Below are 16973 nucleotides of genomic sequence, written 5' to 3'. Positions count from 1 at the left end.
AATTTAATTAGGGTATATATTGAGAACTTACCCAACAGGTACATTTTGCTCGTAGGGTGCTTATACACTAACTGCTTGTTAACGCAATAATCAACTTGTAGTAAGGCTCCAGCCAGAATCTTGTGACAATTACGTAAGTCCTGCAAAATTTGGGTTTAAAGTAAAGCTTAAACCCAAATTTATGGTTAATAAAAATTGGCTGCCTTAACTTAAAGGAAATTAATTTTCCAATTAAGTATTTCCTTGTTGCATCGCTCTAACTAATTCAGCAGCAACTTCAGGACGAGAAAACTGAGGTGGTGGTAATTCACCATTACGCAACATTCCACGCACTTTAGTTCCCGATAAATGAATTCGCTCTTCTTTAGTGCTTGGACTAGTCTTTGCTGTAGCCATTGACTGGGTACGGGTACAGAAAAAAGCATGTTCAAACTTCATCGGTGTAATACCCAATTCCCCTGGCTGAAACTCATCAAATATATGTTGAGCGTCGTAGGTACCATAGTAATCACCAACACCAGCATGGTCGCGACCAACAATAAAGTGAGTACAGCCGTAGTTTCGACGTACCAAAGCGTGGAAAATGGCTTCTCTTGGACCTGCATAACGCATCGCTGCTGGGTTAATTGCCAACATTACTCTATCGCTAGGGAAATAGTTTTCCACCATGATTTCATAACAACGCATCCGCACATCTGCGGGGATATCGTCGCTCTTTGTTGCACCAACTAAAGGATGAAGAAACAAGCCATCAACGGTTTCTAAAGCGCACTTGATAATATATTCGTGAGCGCGATGAATTGGGTTGCGAGTTTGGAATCCAACTACTGTTTTCCAACCTCTTTCTCTAAACATCGCTTGGGAAGTTGCGGGGTCGATTTGATAAGAGGGAAATAAAGGATGCTCATCACGCTGTAACAACCATACTGGACCAGCAAGGTTAACTTCTCCCTGTTCGTATACAACTTTTACACCAGGGTGCTTATCTTCATCAGTACGGTAAACTTTTACAGCTTCACGAGTTCTATCGTAGCGATATTTTTGAGTTAACTGTAAAACACCTACCATACGTCCGTTGGGGTCATCCAAACGAACTAAATTACCTTCTTTTAAAGATGCTGCAATTTCTTCAGTTACTGATAGAGTAACGGGAATTGACCAAGGTTGACCATTAGCCAAACGCATATTTTCAACTACCGACTCGTAATCAGCTTGTTCTAAAAACCCTTGAAGTGGACTAAAGCCACCAATAGCAATCATTTCTAAATCGGAAGTAGCCCGTTTATCTAACTGGATTCGAGGTAAAGAATCAGCTTTATCTAAAAATTCAGCTTTTTGCTCGGAAGTAGCGATACGATTAACTAACTGGGCATTTTCACAAATAGTGCCCTGATTATTCTCCAAGGTTAGACTTTGCATATTTTATAGATAATAGTGTATTTCAAGAAAAATCTAGCGAATCAAATTTCGATGTTCGTCGCAGAACATGGAAAATAAATCAATTCAGACTATTTAATAAGAATTGCTTAAACAGCTTGCATTTCTATTGCTTTATCCAAATAACCTAGTTCTTCAAGTTTGTTTAATATTTTTGCTACGCTTTCTTCTAATTCCTCAAGGTCGGTACGGCATTCAATGGTAGGATTAACGGGTGCTTCGTAAGGGTCACTAATTCCAGTAAAGTTTTTAATCTCTCCAGAACGAGCGCGTTTGTAAAGTCCCTTAACATCTCTCTCTTCGCACACTGCTAAAGGAGCATTGACATAAACCTCGATAAAATCTCCTATTTTCTGCTTAACTTCTTCTCGAATTTCTCTATAGGGAGAAATCGCAGATACCAAAACTATCACACCATTACGAGTCAAAAGATGGGAAACAAAACCAATACGACGAATATTTTCATCTCTATCCGCTTTACTAAAACCCAGCCCTTTGGTTAGATTTTCACGTACTATATCACCATCCAAGATTTCTAACTTACATCCTTGGGAGCGTAATTTTTCTGCAACTGCTTTAGAAATAGTAGTTTTACCAGCACCGCTTAAGCCAGTGAACCATACAGTAACACCACGCTGATTCATGATTAATTTTCTCCTATGATTTGAAGTTTAAAAAATAGAACACAGACTTATAAGTACAAGTTCACAGTCAAAGCTTATCGAGAATAACTCTGGCTAACAAGATATTTAGAATACAGATATTCTCTAATGCAGCACAACCGTAAACTCAAACCTAAACGTTCCATTTATCTATGTTCGTTCAATTGGTAACAATCTTCTACTTCTAGTAGGAACAAAGTATATCCGGGTAGATTCACTTAGTAAAAAAGTAGCAAACAAATTTGCAAAAAGTATAACATCAAATTTGTTTAACGACTACTCATAAATACGGAATACTTTTTATAGTTTTGATGAAGCAAGGAACTATTATGTAAAAGGATTAACTATATATATGGACAATACTGATAAGCAAAAGTTTTCTAGTTTAGGATATTTTTGATAAAGGAAAAAAAGAAATAGCTAAAAGCGTCTGCTTATTTTTAATTCCGGAAAAAAAGATAGTATATTTATTTCTTTAAGGAATCTTTAAAATAATAGCTTTTGCTGATTAATATTTCTATATTTGCTAAAGTTAGTATTTTTATTTACAATTAATCTATTTTTTCTCTATATAGAATTTAGATGAAATAAGCGATTATTTTTATATATTATTATCAATATTGTTGCTAATAAGAAATCATGTATGATGGTTATACGTATTGAACAACTATTTTTTATTCTCGTATAGATTTTTTCTAAAGTAGAAGATAGTTCAATTTTGAAGAGTTACTTTGCTTGAACTAAAAATTTATTCCTACTCTCTGAACCGAAAAATCACATTGTTAGAGTAAAGTTACCTGAGATTTTATTAGTTGTAATTTAGTATTTATTAGTGTAAGGCTTTCAGCCAAACGGAATTGTTACTTTTACTTTTCATCACTTGTTACTCGAAATTTGTATCGTCTACTTCCAATTCTGTAGCTTCCCTATTTTAAACAATTAAATATGAGTATATTTTTAACTCTTGTCATCGTTTTTCTAACTTTAATTAGTTTTATTGGTGAATGGTTTTCGGTTGATATTACAGCAATAGCAGTAATGGTATTGTTGATGGCTTTAGGATTAGTGACTCCAGAAGAAGGTATTTCTGGCTTTGGAAATTCGGCAACTATTACTGTAATGGCAATGTTTATCCTAAGTGCGGGAATTGCTCGGACTGGAGCAATTGGGGTTGTAAACGATTTGCTACTAAAGTGGGGAGGAAAGCATTCAACGAAGCAAATTTTAGCTATTGGAATAATTACAGGTCCAATAAGTGCTTTAATTAATAATACTGCCGTGGTTGCTGTATTTTTACCAGTAGTAGAAGAATGGTGTCAAAAACAAAGAATTTCTCCATCTAAGCTACTAATGCCTTTATCGTTCGTCACAATTCTGGGGGGGATGCTGACAACAATTGGAACTTCCACGAATGTGTTAGCAAGTGGTTTGTCTGAAAAATTGGGCTATGGAACTTTTAGTTTATTTCAATTTACCGAATTAGGTTTGATTGTTTTCACTATTGGTTTAGCCTATTTAACTTTTATCGCACCTCGACTGTTACCCAATCGTAAAATTAAAAACAATGATACAGTCGCTCAAGATTACGACCTTAAAGATTATGTTAGTGAAATAGTTGTTGCACGAAGTTCTAATTTAGTTGGACAAACTTTAAGACAAAGCAAACTCCAACGGAAATTTGATTTGGACGTGTTGGAAATAATCCGCAACGACAACCACTTTCCTCAACCCTTAGCAGATAAACTCTTACAGGTAGGAGATATTTTAATGGTTAGGGGTGGAAAAGAATGTTTGCTTAAGGTAAAAGATGAAAAAGGGATAGAGTTTTTGCCTCATATCCAGTTTTACGACAAATCTTGGGAACAAAACCTTAGTTCCGGAGAAGAAAGTATTGCAGAAGTTTTAATTCTGTCTAATTCCAATTTAATAGGCTCGACTCTTAAAGATATCCGGTTTAGACAGCGCTACAATGCTACTGTTTTGGCAATTCGTCGTGGAGAGGAATTGGTTAGAGACAGACTTGGTAAAGTCAACTTACGTTTCGGTGACGTGCTTTTACTGCAAGGTCCAAAAGAAAGTTTTTTAGGACTTCAAACGAGCAGAGATTTATTGTTCATTGGCGATCGCGATTTAGAAACTTTGCGACGAGATAAAGCAGGTATTGCTGTAGCGATTGGTTTGGGGGTCGTTTTAGTCACTGCTTTTGGTATACTGCCGATTGTTGTAAGTGCTTTAATCGGTGTATTGTTAATGGTTGTAACTGGCTGTCTCAAGTCAGGTGAAGTCTATCAAGCGGTACGCTGGGATATTATCTTTCTATTAGCTGGGTTAATTCCTTTGGGAATCGCAATGGATAAGTCTGGGACAACTGTATGGTTAGCGCAAAATTTAGTTGCAATCGGAGGAAATCTTTCTGGTTATTGGCTATTAACTTTGTTTTATGTCGTGACCATTTTTATCACAGAAGTTCTTTCTAATAATGCTTCTGTTGTATTGCTGCTACCTGTTGCTGTAGAAGTCGCTAAAAGTCTCAGCTTCAATCCAATGGCTTTTATATTAGTAGTAACTTTTGCAGCTTCTAGTAGTTTTATGACACCAATTGGCTATCAAACTAATACCATGGTTTATAGTCCTGGTGGTTACAAATTCGTTGATTTTGCCCGAGTTGGTGCGCCGTTAAGTTTATTAATGGCATTAATTGTTCCACCACTGATTATTATTTTATATGGTTTATAGTTAATACTGTTTGGGGAGCATCGAACATGCTTTAGCAAATATTGTACCCGACACTCTAGAAGGGTGTGATTACAAACAAAGCCTACCTCTGAGAGGTAGGCTTTGTAATAATCCTGCAAGTAGGCTAAACTAGATTCTTCAGCAAAGCCTCATCCTTAAAATCATTATGATTTCCATAATCTTTGATTGCATATTGTAGTTGTAAAATTAACCTACTTTTAGTCAGTGGACGAGCCGCTTTGTGATAAGCAATGGTATCTTCTGCAAATCCAAACCCAGCTTCTCCAGAGATTGTAATGATATTCTCTTCACCATAATAGTCAGCTATGTCTTCATCAGTGCGACGTTTGAAGGGAGAAAGTACGTGATTGAGCTTTTTGTTTCTATGACTCCCACGAACACAAATATGAGGTCCGCTATTGCTGTCAACATCCGTGAGATAGAAGAAGAACCTTACGCAACTGTAATCATCTAAATCGTAATGGAAATAGCTGACTGTTCTTCTGGGATCGTATGAAGAATCATCTACTGGAAATATCCACCAAAGACGACTTCCGGTAAATACTGGCTTCGTCTGCAAGTATTGTCTGGCTATCTCCAAAAGTAATGGATCTGTAGATAATTCTTGAATGATAGGGCATCTCGAACTGGAATTAAAGTATTCAGCCTTGTTAAAAACTAACTGAGACTTTTGCTCTGCCTGTTTTTTCTGGTAAATTTTGAAGCCAAGGCGAGGATTTGAGTTACCATAGCACTCTCCGGTCATGGTGAATTGTAGAATCTGCTTAAGGATATGTTTGGGTAATTTGATTCCTTCCCAATAACCTTCTTTCTGTAAGGATTTTACCGCAAATTCTATATTTACAGGGTCAAAAGCTGAAGCAGCTAAATTGTATCTTTGAGCTTTATTTTTCTTGGAAAGTAATTTGACAAGCTCACGAATAATGCTTAAGCGTCCTGCAATAGACATGATTAACCATGAAGGATTAATAAATGCCTTTTTATAGTAAGAATGCAATATTATACAAATTTCTTGTTTAAAACCTTGGAAGAACAAGGAGTCTTTATTTTTGCTGTTGATTGGCATTGTAATAAGTAAAAGTCTAGGTGATTTATTTGAAATTAATCATGCTTAAATGCGGTAAAATGCCCCAGACTCTTAACAATCAAATTCGCTGATAGAAGAAAATAAAAATTAATCTATGTCATTTCCACTTTAGGATATCATTCTCTTTATATTTATTAAGTATAGTCGTTTTTTCACTAAGCTTAATTAAATAGCGCCTTTTGAGTAAGATATATGTATATACAACTAATACTTAAGATAATTGTAAGTCGCCATAATATTATATAAAATTGGGACTTATAGTATTTTCTCATCTCAATGGTAGTGCGTTATACTGAAAAGCTTATTAAATACGTCCAAAGTTTCTCATAGGGTGACGTTTAATATTGAATCTGGCTTAATCAGTAATTGATTATATCTGCTTTGTATAGAATATAAAGTCACCAAATTTGAAACATTTTATAGATTCTATATCCGACTACAAAGTAGCTATTTTCGCTAACAGCTTGAAACTATACTTGTTTAGGGAGCTAAAAACTTCTAAGACGTTATTCAAACGCTATTATAAATAGAAATTAGAGTTATCTTCTTTGCTATATACCCTACCCTAACATTGTGATTGCATAAATTATGATGATTTCATTTCATCTGTAACCCAAATTTATCTTTTAAATCAATGAGTATTAAACTTTTTGTATTTCTTATATTGTTAAATTTAATAAGTGCTTGCTCTACAGCTATAGCTAAGCCAGACTTTCAGAAATCAGATTTTGAAATCGATGCTGTACCAATTAGTGTATGCTGTAAAGATGATCTTCACGGTAAACGCGGGCCCTATTTACCGGCAGACGGAATTTCAAAGGCATTAATAACGATTAAACTCAAAAATAACAATGGAATACATCTAGCTAAAAATAAGGATCTAAAAATTCAAATAACAACCTCGGCGGGTAAAATATCGAAGACCCAATTTGATGATAAAGAAGGTGTATTTATAGCTTATCTTACATCTTCAGATAAACAAGAGAATGCCATAGTAAAATATACTGTTAACGACAAAGATAGTACTCAAAAACTTGAAATACCTTTTTTAAAAAATATAGTACTGAATGGAGATTTTGAACGCAATGGCGTGAGACATGACCGCCCTAATGCTGTTTACTGGGGCGCAATTAACTCAAGTAGCAATAATATTGATTATAAAGACTCTTTTGCGGGCAAGAGAGCTATCTGTTTAAAGAGAACTGGAAAAGAGAAAGCTAAAAAATCTGGCATCTCTCAAACTTTAAAGTTTACAAATAGAGGGCGTTTCTATCAGGGAAGTTTATGGCTTAAAGGAACACCCGGTTTAAAGTCTAGAGTGTATTTACAACAAGTAAATCCCTATTACAGCTATGTTGGTATTAAATCCTATCAACTCACGGATAAATGGACTAAGGTTACTTTTACGGCGGCTACTCATATACCTGATAGTTACTCATTAAGGATTGAATATGAAACAAAACCCGGTCAAGCTGGTGTAATGTGTATTGATGATGTAAGATTACAAAGTTCAGGTCATGTTGATTTTGTATTTAAAAAGAAATCAATTGACAAAAGATTTTTTAATTATAATTCAGCCTCATTACCTGCGAGTGTATGGCCAGAAAAAAAAGGATTTCCTGTAGACTCAATTCGTATATATTCCGGTTGGAATGCTGTAGAGAAAAAACCCGGACAATATATTTGGACTAATACAGTTCCTAGGGGAGGAATGGCTGGGGATAAGTTAATTAATTTTTTAAATAGTAAAGGTGCAGAACCCATGATGGTTATAGGTACACCACCTAAATGGACATGGGAAAAAAATTGGCAAAAAACAAACAGATGGTTAACAATCAATAATTTTAATAATTGGGAAAATTGGATAAAAACTATAGGTAATCATTACAAAGGTAGAGTTAGGTATTATCAATTATGGAATGAAATTGATATGCCGTTTAGGGTTAAAAAAAATGGTAAAATCCGATTTGGACCTGGATATAAAGATTATCAAAACGGTGAAAAAGTAGTAGCTTTAACTAAATCGGCTCATAAGATATTGAAATCTATCGATCCTAATATCACTATCGTTGCTCCGTCTGCAACTATGCTTCATGCAGCAAAATTTTACGATAGTTTTTTCTATCATGGTGGAGGCAAATATATAGATGTAATTGCTTTTCATTGCTATCCTGGAAACGAACAAGCACAAGGTATAGCTGTTGATACTGATGGATGTAGTGCTGTAGCTGCTCAATTACGCTCTCTCAGAGATGCTTACAATCTTCAGCATTTACCTATTTGGAATACAGAATCAGGAGTTAGTGAAGCTAACGATGAAAATGGTAATCGTATTTTTCGTCATTTGGTATCAACCTGGATAAGTGGCGTAGAACGCATTTTCTACTATAACCTTGATAACAACCCGACACCATTTGAACTATATGACTGGAAATACGGTAAATTAACGAACAATGGTAAAGGTTTTAGGATGGCTGCAAACCTCCTCAATGGAGCTAAAGTTGTTAGAGCCGAAACTAAACAAGATGGAACCGCTACAGTTGAACTATTACTATCTTCTGGTCGCAAAGTCTACATATTATGGAATTTGGAACAGAAAGTTAGCATGTCAATACCGCCTCAATGGCGTGTTAAAACAATAAAGACAATTGATAGCCAGAGAGATTTTCAAGCAACTATTCCTAATCAAGTAGAAATCGGACGTGAAGTGAAACTATTATTTGCAGAATAAATTTGTTTTTTTTGGCATTGCTGAATTAATTTATGAATTATGTTTACCTACATTCTGTAGAGAATCTGAAACCGATGTCTCGATGTAGAAATACTACGTGCCAAACAATCTGAAATCAAGACTTCATATTTTATTCAGCAATGCCGTTTTTTTGCAGAAATAGATGATTACTTTATATTTTAGCCATCGTTAATTATTCTGATTTAGAATACTCGTTATGCATAAGGCAACCTTATTAATACAAAACCCACCATTAAGGTGGGTTAAATTAAGCGTATTATTAAATTTGTAAGAATGTAAACTTGTAGTATTAATAATTATATACAATCTTATTGGACTGAAGCTAATTTTTATATTAATGCAGGTAATATCCCATTATTTCTTGCACAAACTAGAATCAACTGGTGCAAGCTATAGCTAGCTTTGTCCAGTATCCGCTCTCTAACACTAATATCAAATAAAGATTTTTCTATCAGTTTCGGCGGAGTATTATCTTTTTCAAAAAGCTTTTGGCTCAATTCTGTAGCAACTGATATAAGTTCTGGTTCAGCTTCTATACTTTGCATAATTTCTTGAGGAAGCTCTGTACCAAGAAGATTTTTAGTTAAAAGCATACCAAGCAGAAATCTTCTTTTGCAACCCAGCATCTTAGCTTGTTCCATAAGCCACGCCCAGTTGATTTCTGGAGAAACTTCGATTAAATGGGCAACGTCACTTATCAACCTTAACTTATTCCATCTATCTCTTGAGCCATGCACGCAAAGAAATAAAAGGTTATCTTCTGGTGAAAGATTTCTTACTGTTTTACCGGCGATAGATACTGTACCATGACGCTGCCAAAGTTCTTCATGGTGAAGTGGAAAGGACAAGTATTTTTGCAGCAGTTGCCAGTGAAAATCTAGGTTAACTCTGGTATGTTTATGAAAATAATTGTTATCTTTACAGTAAGGTGATTTTAGTCGAGCAACTTCTTGTTCTCGGTTAAAATTATATGTACTTTCATATCCAACAGAAACTAATAAATCTCTAGCTTTTATTGCATCTTGTTCGCGAACTAAAATGTCTAAGTCACTAAATTGCCTGAGTGCAACATTACCGTAGGCACAAACAGCTAAAACTGCTCCTTTAATGGGAATTGCATGTATTTGGTGAGACTCAAATAAATCTAATAGTTTAACTAGTTCGCTGGTGATAAATAGGTTGCGTGTCGCATTTGCTTGAAACTGCTGTTTTAAGTTAATTAAAACTTCATTTGGAACTAGCTGGGGGCAAGTGCTATTAAGTTTTTGATAGAGCAAGGGTATTAATTTATGAAAGTTGGCTGTTTCAATTAACTTTTGCCAATCGATTTCTTGTTTAACAAGAGTCTTGATTTTCTCTATCTCAGTAGGCTCTAAATTTGCGCGGGCGCAGTAGATAAGTAGTTCGTTCACTTTAAACTCAACTTAGAATACTAATAACTGTAAAAATATTTTTTGCTTGGTACTATTTAGAGGTAAAACTCTTATATCATTTCTTTATAAAGATGCGCCGAATTAAGCCTACGCAGGTAGGCTTTGTATCAGTAGCTCCACTCTTTCAGAGTGAGAGCGATTGAGCGCAGCCTCATACAGAATTGGTATTACTTATTTATATGAGTTACTACCCGATATGATTTTTTAACGATAGTTCTGAGCTTGAGTTTCAAATAAATAAGCATAAGTACCATTTTGCTGCATTAATTCTTGGTGAGAACCATTTTCAATTACTTTCCCACCTTCCATTACATAAATTCTGTCAGCCATTTTTACTGTTGATAAACGGTGGCTAATCAGAATCGCAGCTTGCCCCTGAATCAATTCGCGGAATTTGCGAAAAACCTCTTCTTCTGCTTTGGGGTCCATAGCGCTGGTTGGTTCGTCTAGGACAATTACCTGGGATTTACGTAAAAATGCTCTGGCTAAGGCTATTTTTTGCCACTGACCAATACTTAATTCTTCCCCCTGCTCAAATAATTTTCCTAGGATGGTGTCATAGCCTTTGGGTAACTTGGATATAACGTCATCAGCACCAGCCATACGTGCAGCCTGCAAAATTTGATTGTTATTCGGTTCGACGTGAGTGTTCCCCAACCAAATATTTTCATTTGCCGTTAAATGATATTTAGCGTAATCTTGGAAAATTACTCCTATTTCCTGTCGAAGTGCGGGAATCTGAAACTGACGGATATCAATACCATCAATGGTAATTTTACCGGCAGTAGGGTCGTATAATCGGCAAAGCAATTTAATTAAACTTGTTTTCCCCGAGCCGTTTTCCCCTACTAATGCTACAACTTCTCCAGGTTTAACAGTCAAGTTAACGCTTTGCAGTGCTTTACGATTACTGTTGGAATACTCAAAACTCACATTATCAAAAACAATCCCTGACTGCATTGGATGAGGAAAAGATTTCGGGTTGTTAGGCTCGACAACTTTGGGTTTTAAGTCTAAGAATTCATAGAGGTTAGCAAGAAACAGGTTGTCTTCGTATAAGGAATTAAAGTGACGCAGCATTCCTTGAAGAGAGCTTTGTCCCTTTTGAAATGCTTGGTAATATAGTACTAGGTCGCCTATAGCAAGAATACCTTGAATCGTTTGGTAAAAAATAAAGGTATAAGCAGTAAATATTAAAATTCCCGATATTACTTGAGCAATAATATTAGCAGCAGCACGTCGGGTGACAATGTTCAAGCCTTCCTTGTACATTTTTATTTTCAAGCGGTAAAATCTTTCGCTGAAAATATGACCTAGTCCAAATAAACGGATTTCTTTAGCGTATAAATCTGATGTTAATAGCGAACCAAAATACTGTATTTGTCTTTCTTTGGATGTGTTTTTCCGCTGCCAATCATAGATTATTTGAGAATATTTACCCCTAACTAACATTGCAGGAATCGCAGCAACAAAAAGAACTCCAGCAATTCCCCAGTGTAATGACAGCAATAAACCAACTATGGCAATTAAAGAAATTCCATTTTGAACAACCTGAGCTAACCTATTTACAATTTGCGTCGGTCGAAAAGATGCTTCTTGTTGCGCCCGTTGTAATGCATCATAATATTTGGAATTTTCGTAGTATTCTAAATCTACCTCAATTGATTTTGCATGAAGAATATTCTGCATATGATTGGTGACTTGCTGACCTTGAGCAGTATTAATCACCTCAGCTAGAGAAGAAACTACCGTATTAAGAATAGTTACTAAGGCTGTCAGCACCAGTAAAATTATGGCTTCCTGAAAAGCAGCTTGCTTGTCAGCAGCATTTAAACTTGCGGCAACTGTGTCGATAAGCAGTTTGCCGAGATATAGAGGTATTAATGGTAGAATCCCTTGAAAAATGAGAAATATTAAACGGGCGATCGCCAGTTTAGGACTGCTTTGCCAAACTAAGCGTAATGCGCCCCCGAGCCGCCATCGGCTACGCATCTTTTTGAGTATTTTACCTGCTTGCATAAGTAGAGTTTTCTCGCTCAAGACAATCAATTCGATTGCTATTTAATCAAAAATCTGCTTGTATTTATGTCGTTTAGCCATCAAATAACAAGCTTTATTTATTGCTAATTCAAACTATCGCTTCAGTTAATTGACTCGATAAATTTTCTTCTACTAGTTTGACTATCTCTGGTAGCAAAGCTAAATTGCGAGGTCTTCCCAAACGATAGACTCCACACTCTTTAGCTAGAGTAACGCATTGAAAAAAGTGGTTGGTATCTCCAGAATGGTACAGAGTTATCGGACGGGAATGACGTAAAAGCTCTACTACCGATTCTTTTGATGTGAAAGGTTCAATCTTGAACTCTGTATCTTCATATAGTACGTATATACGTCCAATAGGTAATGGCGCTAAAGAATTCGGTTTAAAACGATGACCCCGTTTTTGCTTGGGAGAATTGATTGCATCTAAAGAATCAAAATCATACCCTAAAGCTTCAGCAGTTTTTCTACAAAGTTTGATTTGAGGAAATCCAGGGGTAATAGTAGCTGTTCCTTTAGCCAACGTGACAGGAGCAACATCGTCAGTGAGAATATCATATCCCTTTCGGTAAAATGCTGCTGCGGTAGAAGACTTGCCTTCACCAGATTCCCCTAGAAAGGCAACTGCGCTACCGTTAATATTGGCAACGCTAGCATGTAACACCAAAAACTGTCGTTGATAGAGTAAGATTGCCATCACTGTTCCAGCAAGATAAAGGCGAATTTTTTTCTCAGTCGCATTTTCTGTTGGAACAATTACAATTTTGCGTCCTCTCTGGATGAGAAAAATACCCGTATCTTTGATATAGACAAATGCTTCTTGTTGGTGAACTTTCAGCGCCCATTCTTGACAAAGATATTCTTCTGCAAGGTACTCCTCGGGAGTACTGTCTTTTTTGATGATGATCTGAGCATCACATCCCCCCTGTCCGGGAATAAATTCTGGTATAGCTAATTCGGATTGGAAACTTAAACCGTAAGCAATATAGGAATACATTTTTAATGTAGTTGTTGCTAGTAACTTTGGATTAGCCTAATATACAGAACGAATTACATAAGTCTAGTTCAAGAACCAGGAATATATGAATAAGTACCTATATAAACTTTCATTTTTTGTATAAATAGCGTTTATGCCATGTCTGTAATATTATTTTGCGGTTAAAAACTTTTTTATATATAATTTGTCTAACAACATCTACCAATTTTCTACCAAACTTGGTATTTTTTGGAATTGCCAGAAAGCCCTATTTTCAGGTAACCTAATCATAGGTATGGAAATTAGTTTATTTACAAAGCTTGGTGAGCGCTATTATCCAGATCGGATTAGAAACTCACTGGTTTAAAGCGCAACTCACCAAGCAAAAATTAATTAGTATCTCTTGAGTGTCTTAAGTTTATTAATTCAGACGATAACGGTACATCAAAACATATCGTTTGACTACTGTTAACAAATTTGTTTTAAAACAAACTATCTGATTTTCTTAGGACACTCAAGAAATAAGCAAGAATGAAGTAAAAACTTAGCTGGTTATAGGATAGTGGGGTTGAGTGGAAATATAATTTTCCTGTCTTCCCTATTTCCAGTGCAGTTGATTTTTACTTAGCTTGCAGGAGTAAAGTTAACAGAACCGGTTGGGGTATTGATTACGGAAGTGTTAGGGTCAGCACCAGTTGTAACAGTACCAACTCCAGTGTCGGTAGATCCTTCGAAGTCAGCAAAACCGGAACCGGTGCGTTGAGTCAAGTTTGCAAATTCACCGTAAGCGCTTAATTCGGGTCTGCTGTATACTTTCTTAGACATGGATTTACTCCTAATAGGTTTAATTTTTTGTTTGAAAACCGAAAACTTTCTAAATTAGATGCGCCTTCGGTGGTGGCTTAGATTCAAACCACCAATAAGTACCACATGGTGCTAAGTCAACAGCGGAAGCTTTAAATATATTTGTGCTGGAAATATTTTGATGCTGCATTGGTTTTTCCGAAGTTTCGACTATAAATGTTCAGGTTTAGTTTTTACTTTGAACGCCAGTATCCTAAAAGAGTTGTTACCCAAACCGGAATAACATCACTAGGCTTTCTTTCAGAAATCAATTTTTGAAAAATCTTACGGACTGCTTCCATGTCTACATAATCCTCAACATCTTCGGAATTATGTAAAATCACTTTCTCTACAAGCTCGCGATTCAAATCTAATAATGCGTGGATAACAGCTGGTTCAAAGTTGTTCTTGTCGGTACGCCACTGCACTTTTTTAGGTAGAATATTTTCCATTCCCCGACGTAATATCATCCGAGTCCATCCTTGATGAATTTTTTGTTCGGGAGGAAGTGATAAACAAAACTCTACTAAGCGCTTATCAAACAGTGGATGATTGGCTTCAATAGAAGCTGCTGCTGCACTCTTGTCTATAACTTCGAGAAAGAAAGGTATAAGTCCCCAATTTAAAGATTGATAGTGACAATCCCTTTCCCTTGGCTGCGGTTTATATCTTTTTTCTTCCAAGCTTTGCAGATGTTCCTTTAAAGTAATACGCTCGACAAATTTATCATTGATGATTTGATTCGTATTAGCTTGAGTATTGCTCTTGCCTTTTCTAAATTTGTTGAGTTTCGCTAGTTTCCGTCGCACCCGATAGATAAATTTGCGATGTGATGGTTTGAGTGCGTGTACCCACAAATAAGGCGATAGCGAACTCCACAAAGATTGTTCTGTATACTTTTCCCTGTGTTTTAACTCCTTAATTAACTTAAACCATCGTCCCTGATTTGCTAGTTCGTCAAAGTATCCTAAGCCGTGAGAAACGCTGGTATCCCCATCAAAACCGTCTAACAGAATCCGAATACCTTCATTTTTAGCTATAGGACAAGTATTCCAATATAGATACGAGTTTGCAAAATAAAATGGTTCGTCGTGATACCACATCATCCGATTGATATCTTCTAAAGGAGTTAATTTATCACCATTTAAATAGTGAGGTGTAAAGTTTCCTTGAGCTAAAACTTCGTTAATAAAGGGACGCTCATCACACTGTGACATCTCATCAAAAATCACAGAGAAGGTATGCAGAGGTTGATTTTTATCTAAGAGATTCCTTGCTAAACAGGTGATAGCGGAAGAATCAAGTCCACCGCTGAGGGTAGAACCGATAGGGAACGCACTACGTAGACGACAGCGTACTGCTTCGGTGAATATTTCGCGAAAAGCTTCTGCATACTCTTCGTCTGAACCTAGCCTAAGTTCTTTTTGAGGATTTAATTCCCAGTAACACCTTATTTTTATATCTTCCTTACTTACAGTCATGCAGTGCCCAGGAGGCAATCGAAAGATATCTTGATAAAAAGTTGTGGTTTTATCTTCAAATACAATTAGCAGATATTCGGCGATTCGGGTTTCATTAACTTTACGCTCAATATTAGGTAAGGTATGAATTGCCTTGATCTCAGAAGCAAAAACGAAGGTATCACTATTGCGGCAGTAGTAAAAAGGTTTAATTCCTATATGGTCTCTAGCGCAAAATAGTTGCTGCTTCCCTTTATCCCAAATCGCGAAGGCAAAGTCACCTAATAAATGCTCCAGGCATTGTTCGCCCCACTTCCCGTAAGCTGCCAGTATCAGTTCGCTATCACCTATCTTATCAGAAGGGCGGTTATTTATCTGTAGTGCAGCAATCAACTCTTCACGATTATCGATGCGAGCATCAGATGTAATAACTAAATTACCATCTTGCTTAACCAAGGGTAATGTTTCTATGAGAGACTCGCGGGTAGTCCATAACATCCGGTGCCCTAAGCCAACAGACTGACCTATCCAGGTATCTGCGCCATCGGGTCCGCGATGGGCTAATATATCAACCATTTTTGATAAGTCTTCGCCGTTGACAGGACGACCATCAAGGTAATGTACGCCGACGATGCCGCTCATAGTTTAATTCCTTCAAGAGATGGTAATGGGATGTAGCGAGGAAGATCGGGAAGAAAACCAACGATTACTTGCCCCTGATATTCAATCCAAGCATGAGCCTCAAATTTTTCTTCGTTTTTAGCAACACCGATGCAAAGTTCGGGGGAATAACCATTACGACTCATTAATGTCCGAACAGTTAAAGCACGAGCCAAACATTTTGCACCACCCGGCATATTGCGAGTTGTCAGGTTTACAGCAGAAACAATTTTTTCTAGAGATAAAGCAGATTGGATTAAGTTGATACCCAAAAGCGGGAATTCTGGTTTACTAACTTTTTGAAGTAGTTTCAGAAGTACAGATAACTCAACAAACCGCAACCCTAATCTAATTGTTCCTAATAAAATAAAGGTGACAAAAACAAAATATAAATCTTCAGGATTCAGACGAAAAGTTTTATTCAGTTTACGCAGCAGTCTCATTTTTTACTTCAATTAGCCCTACAGATTGTAAATTTTTAAGCAGTGATAACAGGTCATTTTTACAAACTTCGGGTTCTACTTCGTACTCTTCAACAATTAAGTTGTGAATCTCTTTCACGGTTTTTGGTTGCTCGATCAAATCCCAAATTTTCGCACCAACTTCATTTAATCCGTGATAAATTCCAGTCTTCATATTAAGGATAACTGCTTCACCACCAAGGTCGGAAGAAACCTGATCTGATACGGTTACTACTGTTGAAAATTCAGAGATTTCGCAATCCATTTTTGAAAGGTTCATATGCTCTCAGTACCACTGCATTTACTAGTATTATTTGCAACTCACGTATTTAATTGTATGCGTATTTAGGCAATTTACATGTATGATTACCGACACTTTATATACGCTTTAAATAAGCTTTTGAG

At 36.3% G+C, this 16973-nt stretch carries 11 protein-coding genes and 1 pseudogene; 2 read left to right on the top strand and 10 right to left on the bottom strand.

Annotated elements, in window-relative coordinates; all coding sequences use genetic code 11:
• Positions 1–231: 231 nt before the first annotated feature.
• Together sat and cysC are read right to left on the bottom strand one after the other, a co-directional pair.
• Positions 232–1419: a sulfate adenylyltransferase gene (gene sat / locus RIV7116_RS02320; RefSeq protein ID WP_015116654.1), complete on the bottom strand. Its 1188-nt coding sequence runs from the start codon at positions 1417–1419 to the stop codon at positions 232–234.
• Positions 1420–1526: 107 nt separating this feature from the next.
• Positions 1527–2090: pseudogene (cysC, locus tag RIV7116_RS02315) on the bottom strand (adenylyl-sulfate kinase); the annotation flags it as partial.
• Between the two features lie 954 nt (positions 2091–3044).
• Between cysC and RIV7116_RS02310 the strand changes: the two are divergent.
• A complete protein-coding gene (locus tag RIV7116_RS02310) occupies positions 3045–4835 on the top strand; it encodes an SLC13 family permease (protein ID WP_015116652.1) in 1791 nt (596 codons plus the stop codon).
• Between the two features lie 124 nt (positions 4836–4959).
• Here the strand turns inward: RIV7116_RS02310 and RIV7116_RS02305 are convergent, their stop codons facing one another.
• The gene (locus RIV7116_RS02305; protein WP_015116651.1) at positions 4960–5922 is read right to left on the bottom strand and encodes a hypothetical protein; all 963 of its coding nucleotides are present in this window, start codon (positions 5920–5922) and stop codon (positions 4960–4962) included.
• A 655-nt stretch (positions 5923–6577) separates the two neighbouring features.
• On the opposite strand from RIV7116_RS02305, the gene RIV7116_RS02300 reads away from it, so the two are divergent.
• Positions 6578–8674 (top strand): invasin domain 3-containing protein, encoded by a 2097-nt coding sequence (locus RIV7116_RS02300; protein ID WP_015116650.1) that lies wholly within the window; start codon positions 6578–6580, stop codon positions 8672–8674.
• A 350-nt stretch (positions 8675–9024) separates the two neighbouring features.
• Here the strand turns inward: RIV7116_RS02300 and RIV7116_RS02295 are convergent, their stop codons facing one another.
• From RIV7116_RS02295 to RIV7116_RS02265, 7 genes are all read right to left on the bottom strand, one after another.
• Entirely contained in the window at positions 9025–10107 is a 1083-nt protein-coding gene (locus RIV7116_RS02295) for a nucleotidyltransferase family protein (RefSeq protein ID WP_015116649.1), read from the bottom strand.
• Positions 10108–10332: 225 nt separating this feature from the next.
• Positions 10333–12147, bottom strand: a complete 1815-nt coding sequence (locus RIV7116_RS02290) for an ABC transporter ATP-binding protein (protein WP_015116648.1) — start codon at positions 12145–12147, stop codon at positions 10333–10335.
• Between the two features lie 109 nt (positions 12148–12256).
• A complete protein-coding gene (locus tag RIV7116_RS02285) occupies positions 12257–13165 on the bottom strand; it encodes a hypothetical protein (RefSeq protein ID WP_015116647.1) in 909 nt (302 codons plus the stop codon).
• 603 nt (positions 13166–13768) lie between these two features.
• Entirely contained in the window at positions 13769–13969 is a 201-nt protein-coding gene (locus tag RIV7116_RS02280; protein ID WP_015116646.1) for a hypothetical protein, read from the bottom strand.
• Between the two features lie 212 nt (positions 13970–14181).
• Positions 14182–16089 (bottom strand): lasso peptide isopeptide bond-forming cyclase, encoded by a 1908-nt coding sequence (locus RIV7116_RS02275; RefSeq protein WP_015116645.1) that lies wholly within the window; start codon positions 16087–16089, stop codon positions 14182–14184.
• Positions 16086–16550, bottom strand: coding sequence for a lasso peptide biosynthesis B2 protein (locus tag RIV7116_RS02270; protein WP_015116644.1), 465 nt, complete (start codon positions 16548–16550; stop codon positions 16086–16088). The genes RIV7116_RS02275 and RIV7116_RS02270 overlap by 4 nt, the downstream gene beginning before the upstream one ends.
• Positions 16534–16848 carry a PqqD family protein gene (locus RIV7116_RS02265; protein ID WP_015116643.1) on the bottom strand — a complete coding sequence of 105 codons (315 nt, stop codon included), beginning with the start codon at positions 16846–16848 and terminating at the stop codon, positions 16534–16536. Before RIV7116_RS02265 ends, RIV7116_RS02270 begins: the two co-directional genes overlap by 17 nt.
• Between the last annotated feature and the right edge of the window lie 125 nt (positions 16849–16973).

Source organism: Rivularia sp. PCC 7116 (assembly GCF_000316665.1).
Taxonomy (GTDB): domain Bacteria; phylum Cyanobacteriota; class Cyanobacteriia; order Cyanobacteriales; family Nostocaceae; genus Rivularia.
This window is presented reverse-complemented; position numbering and strand designations above follow the sequence as displayed.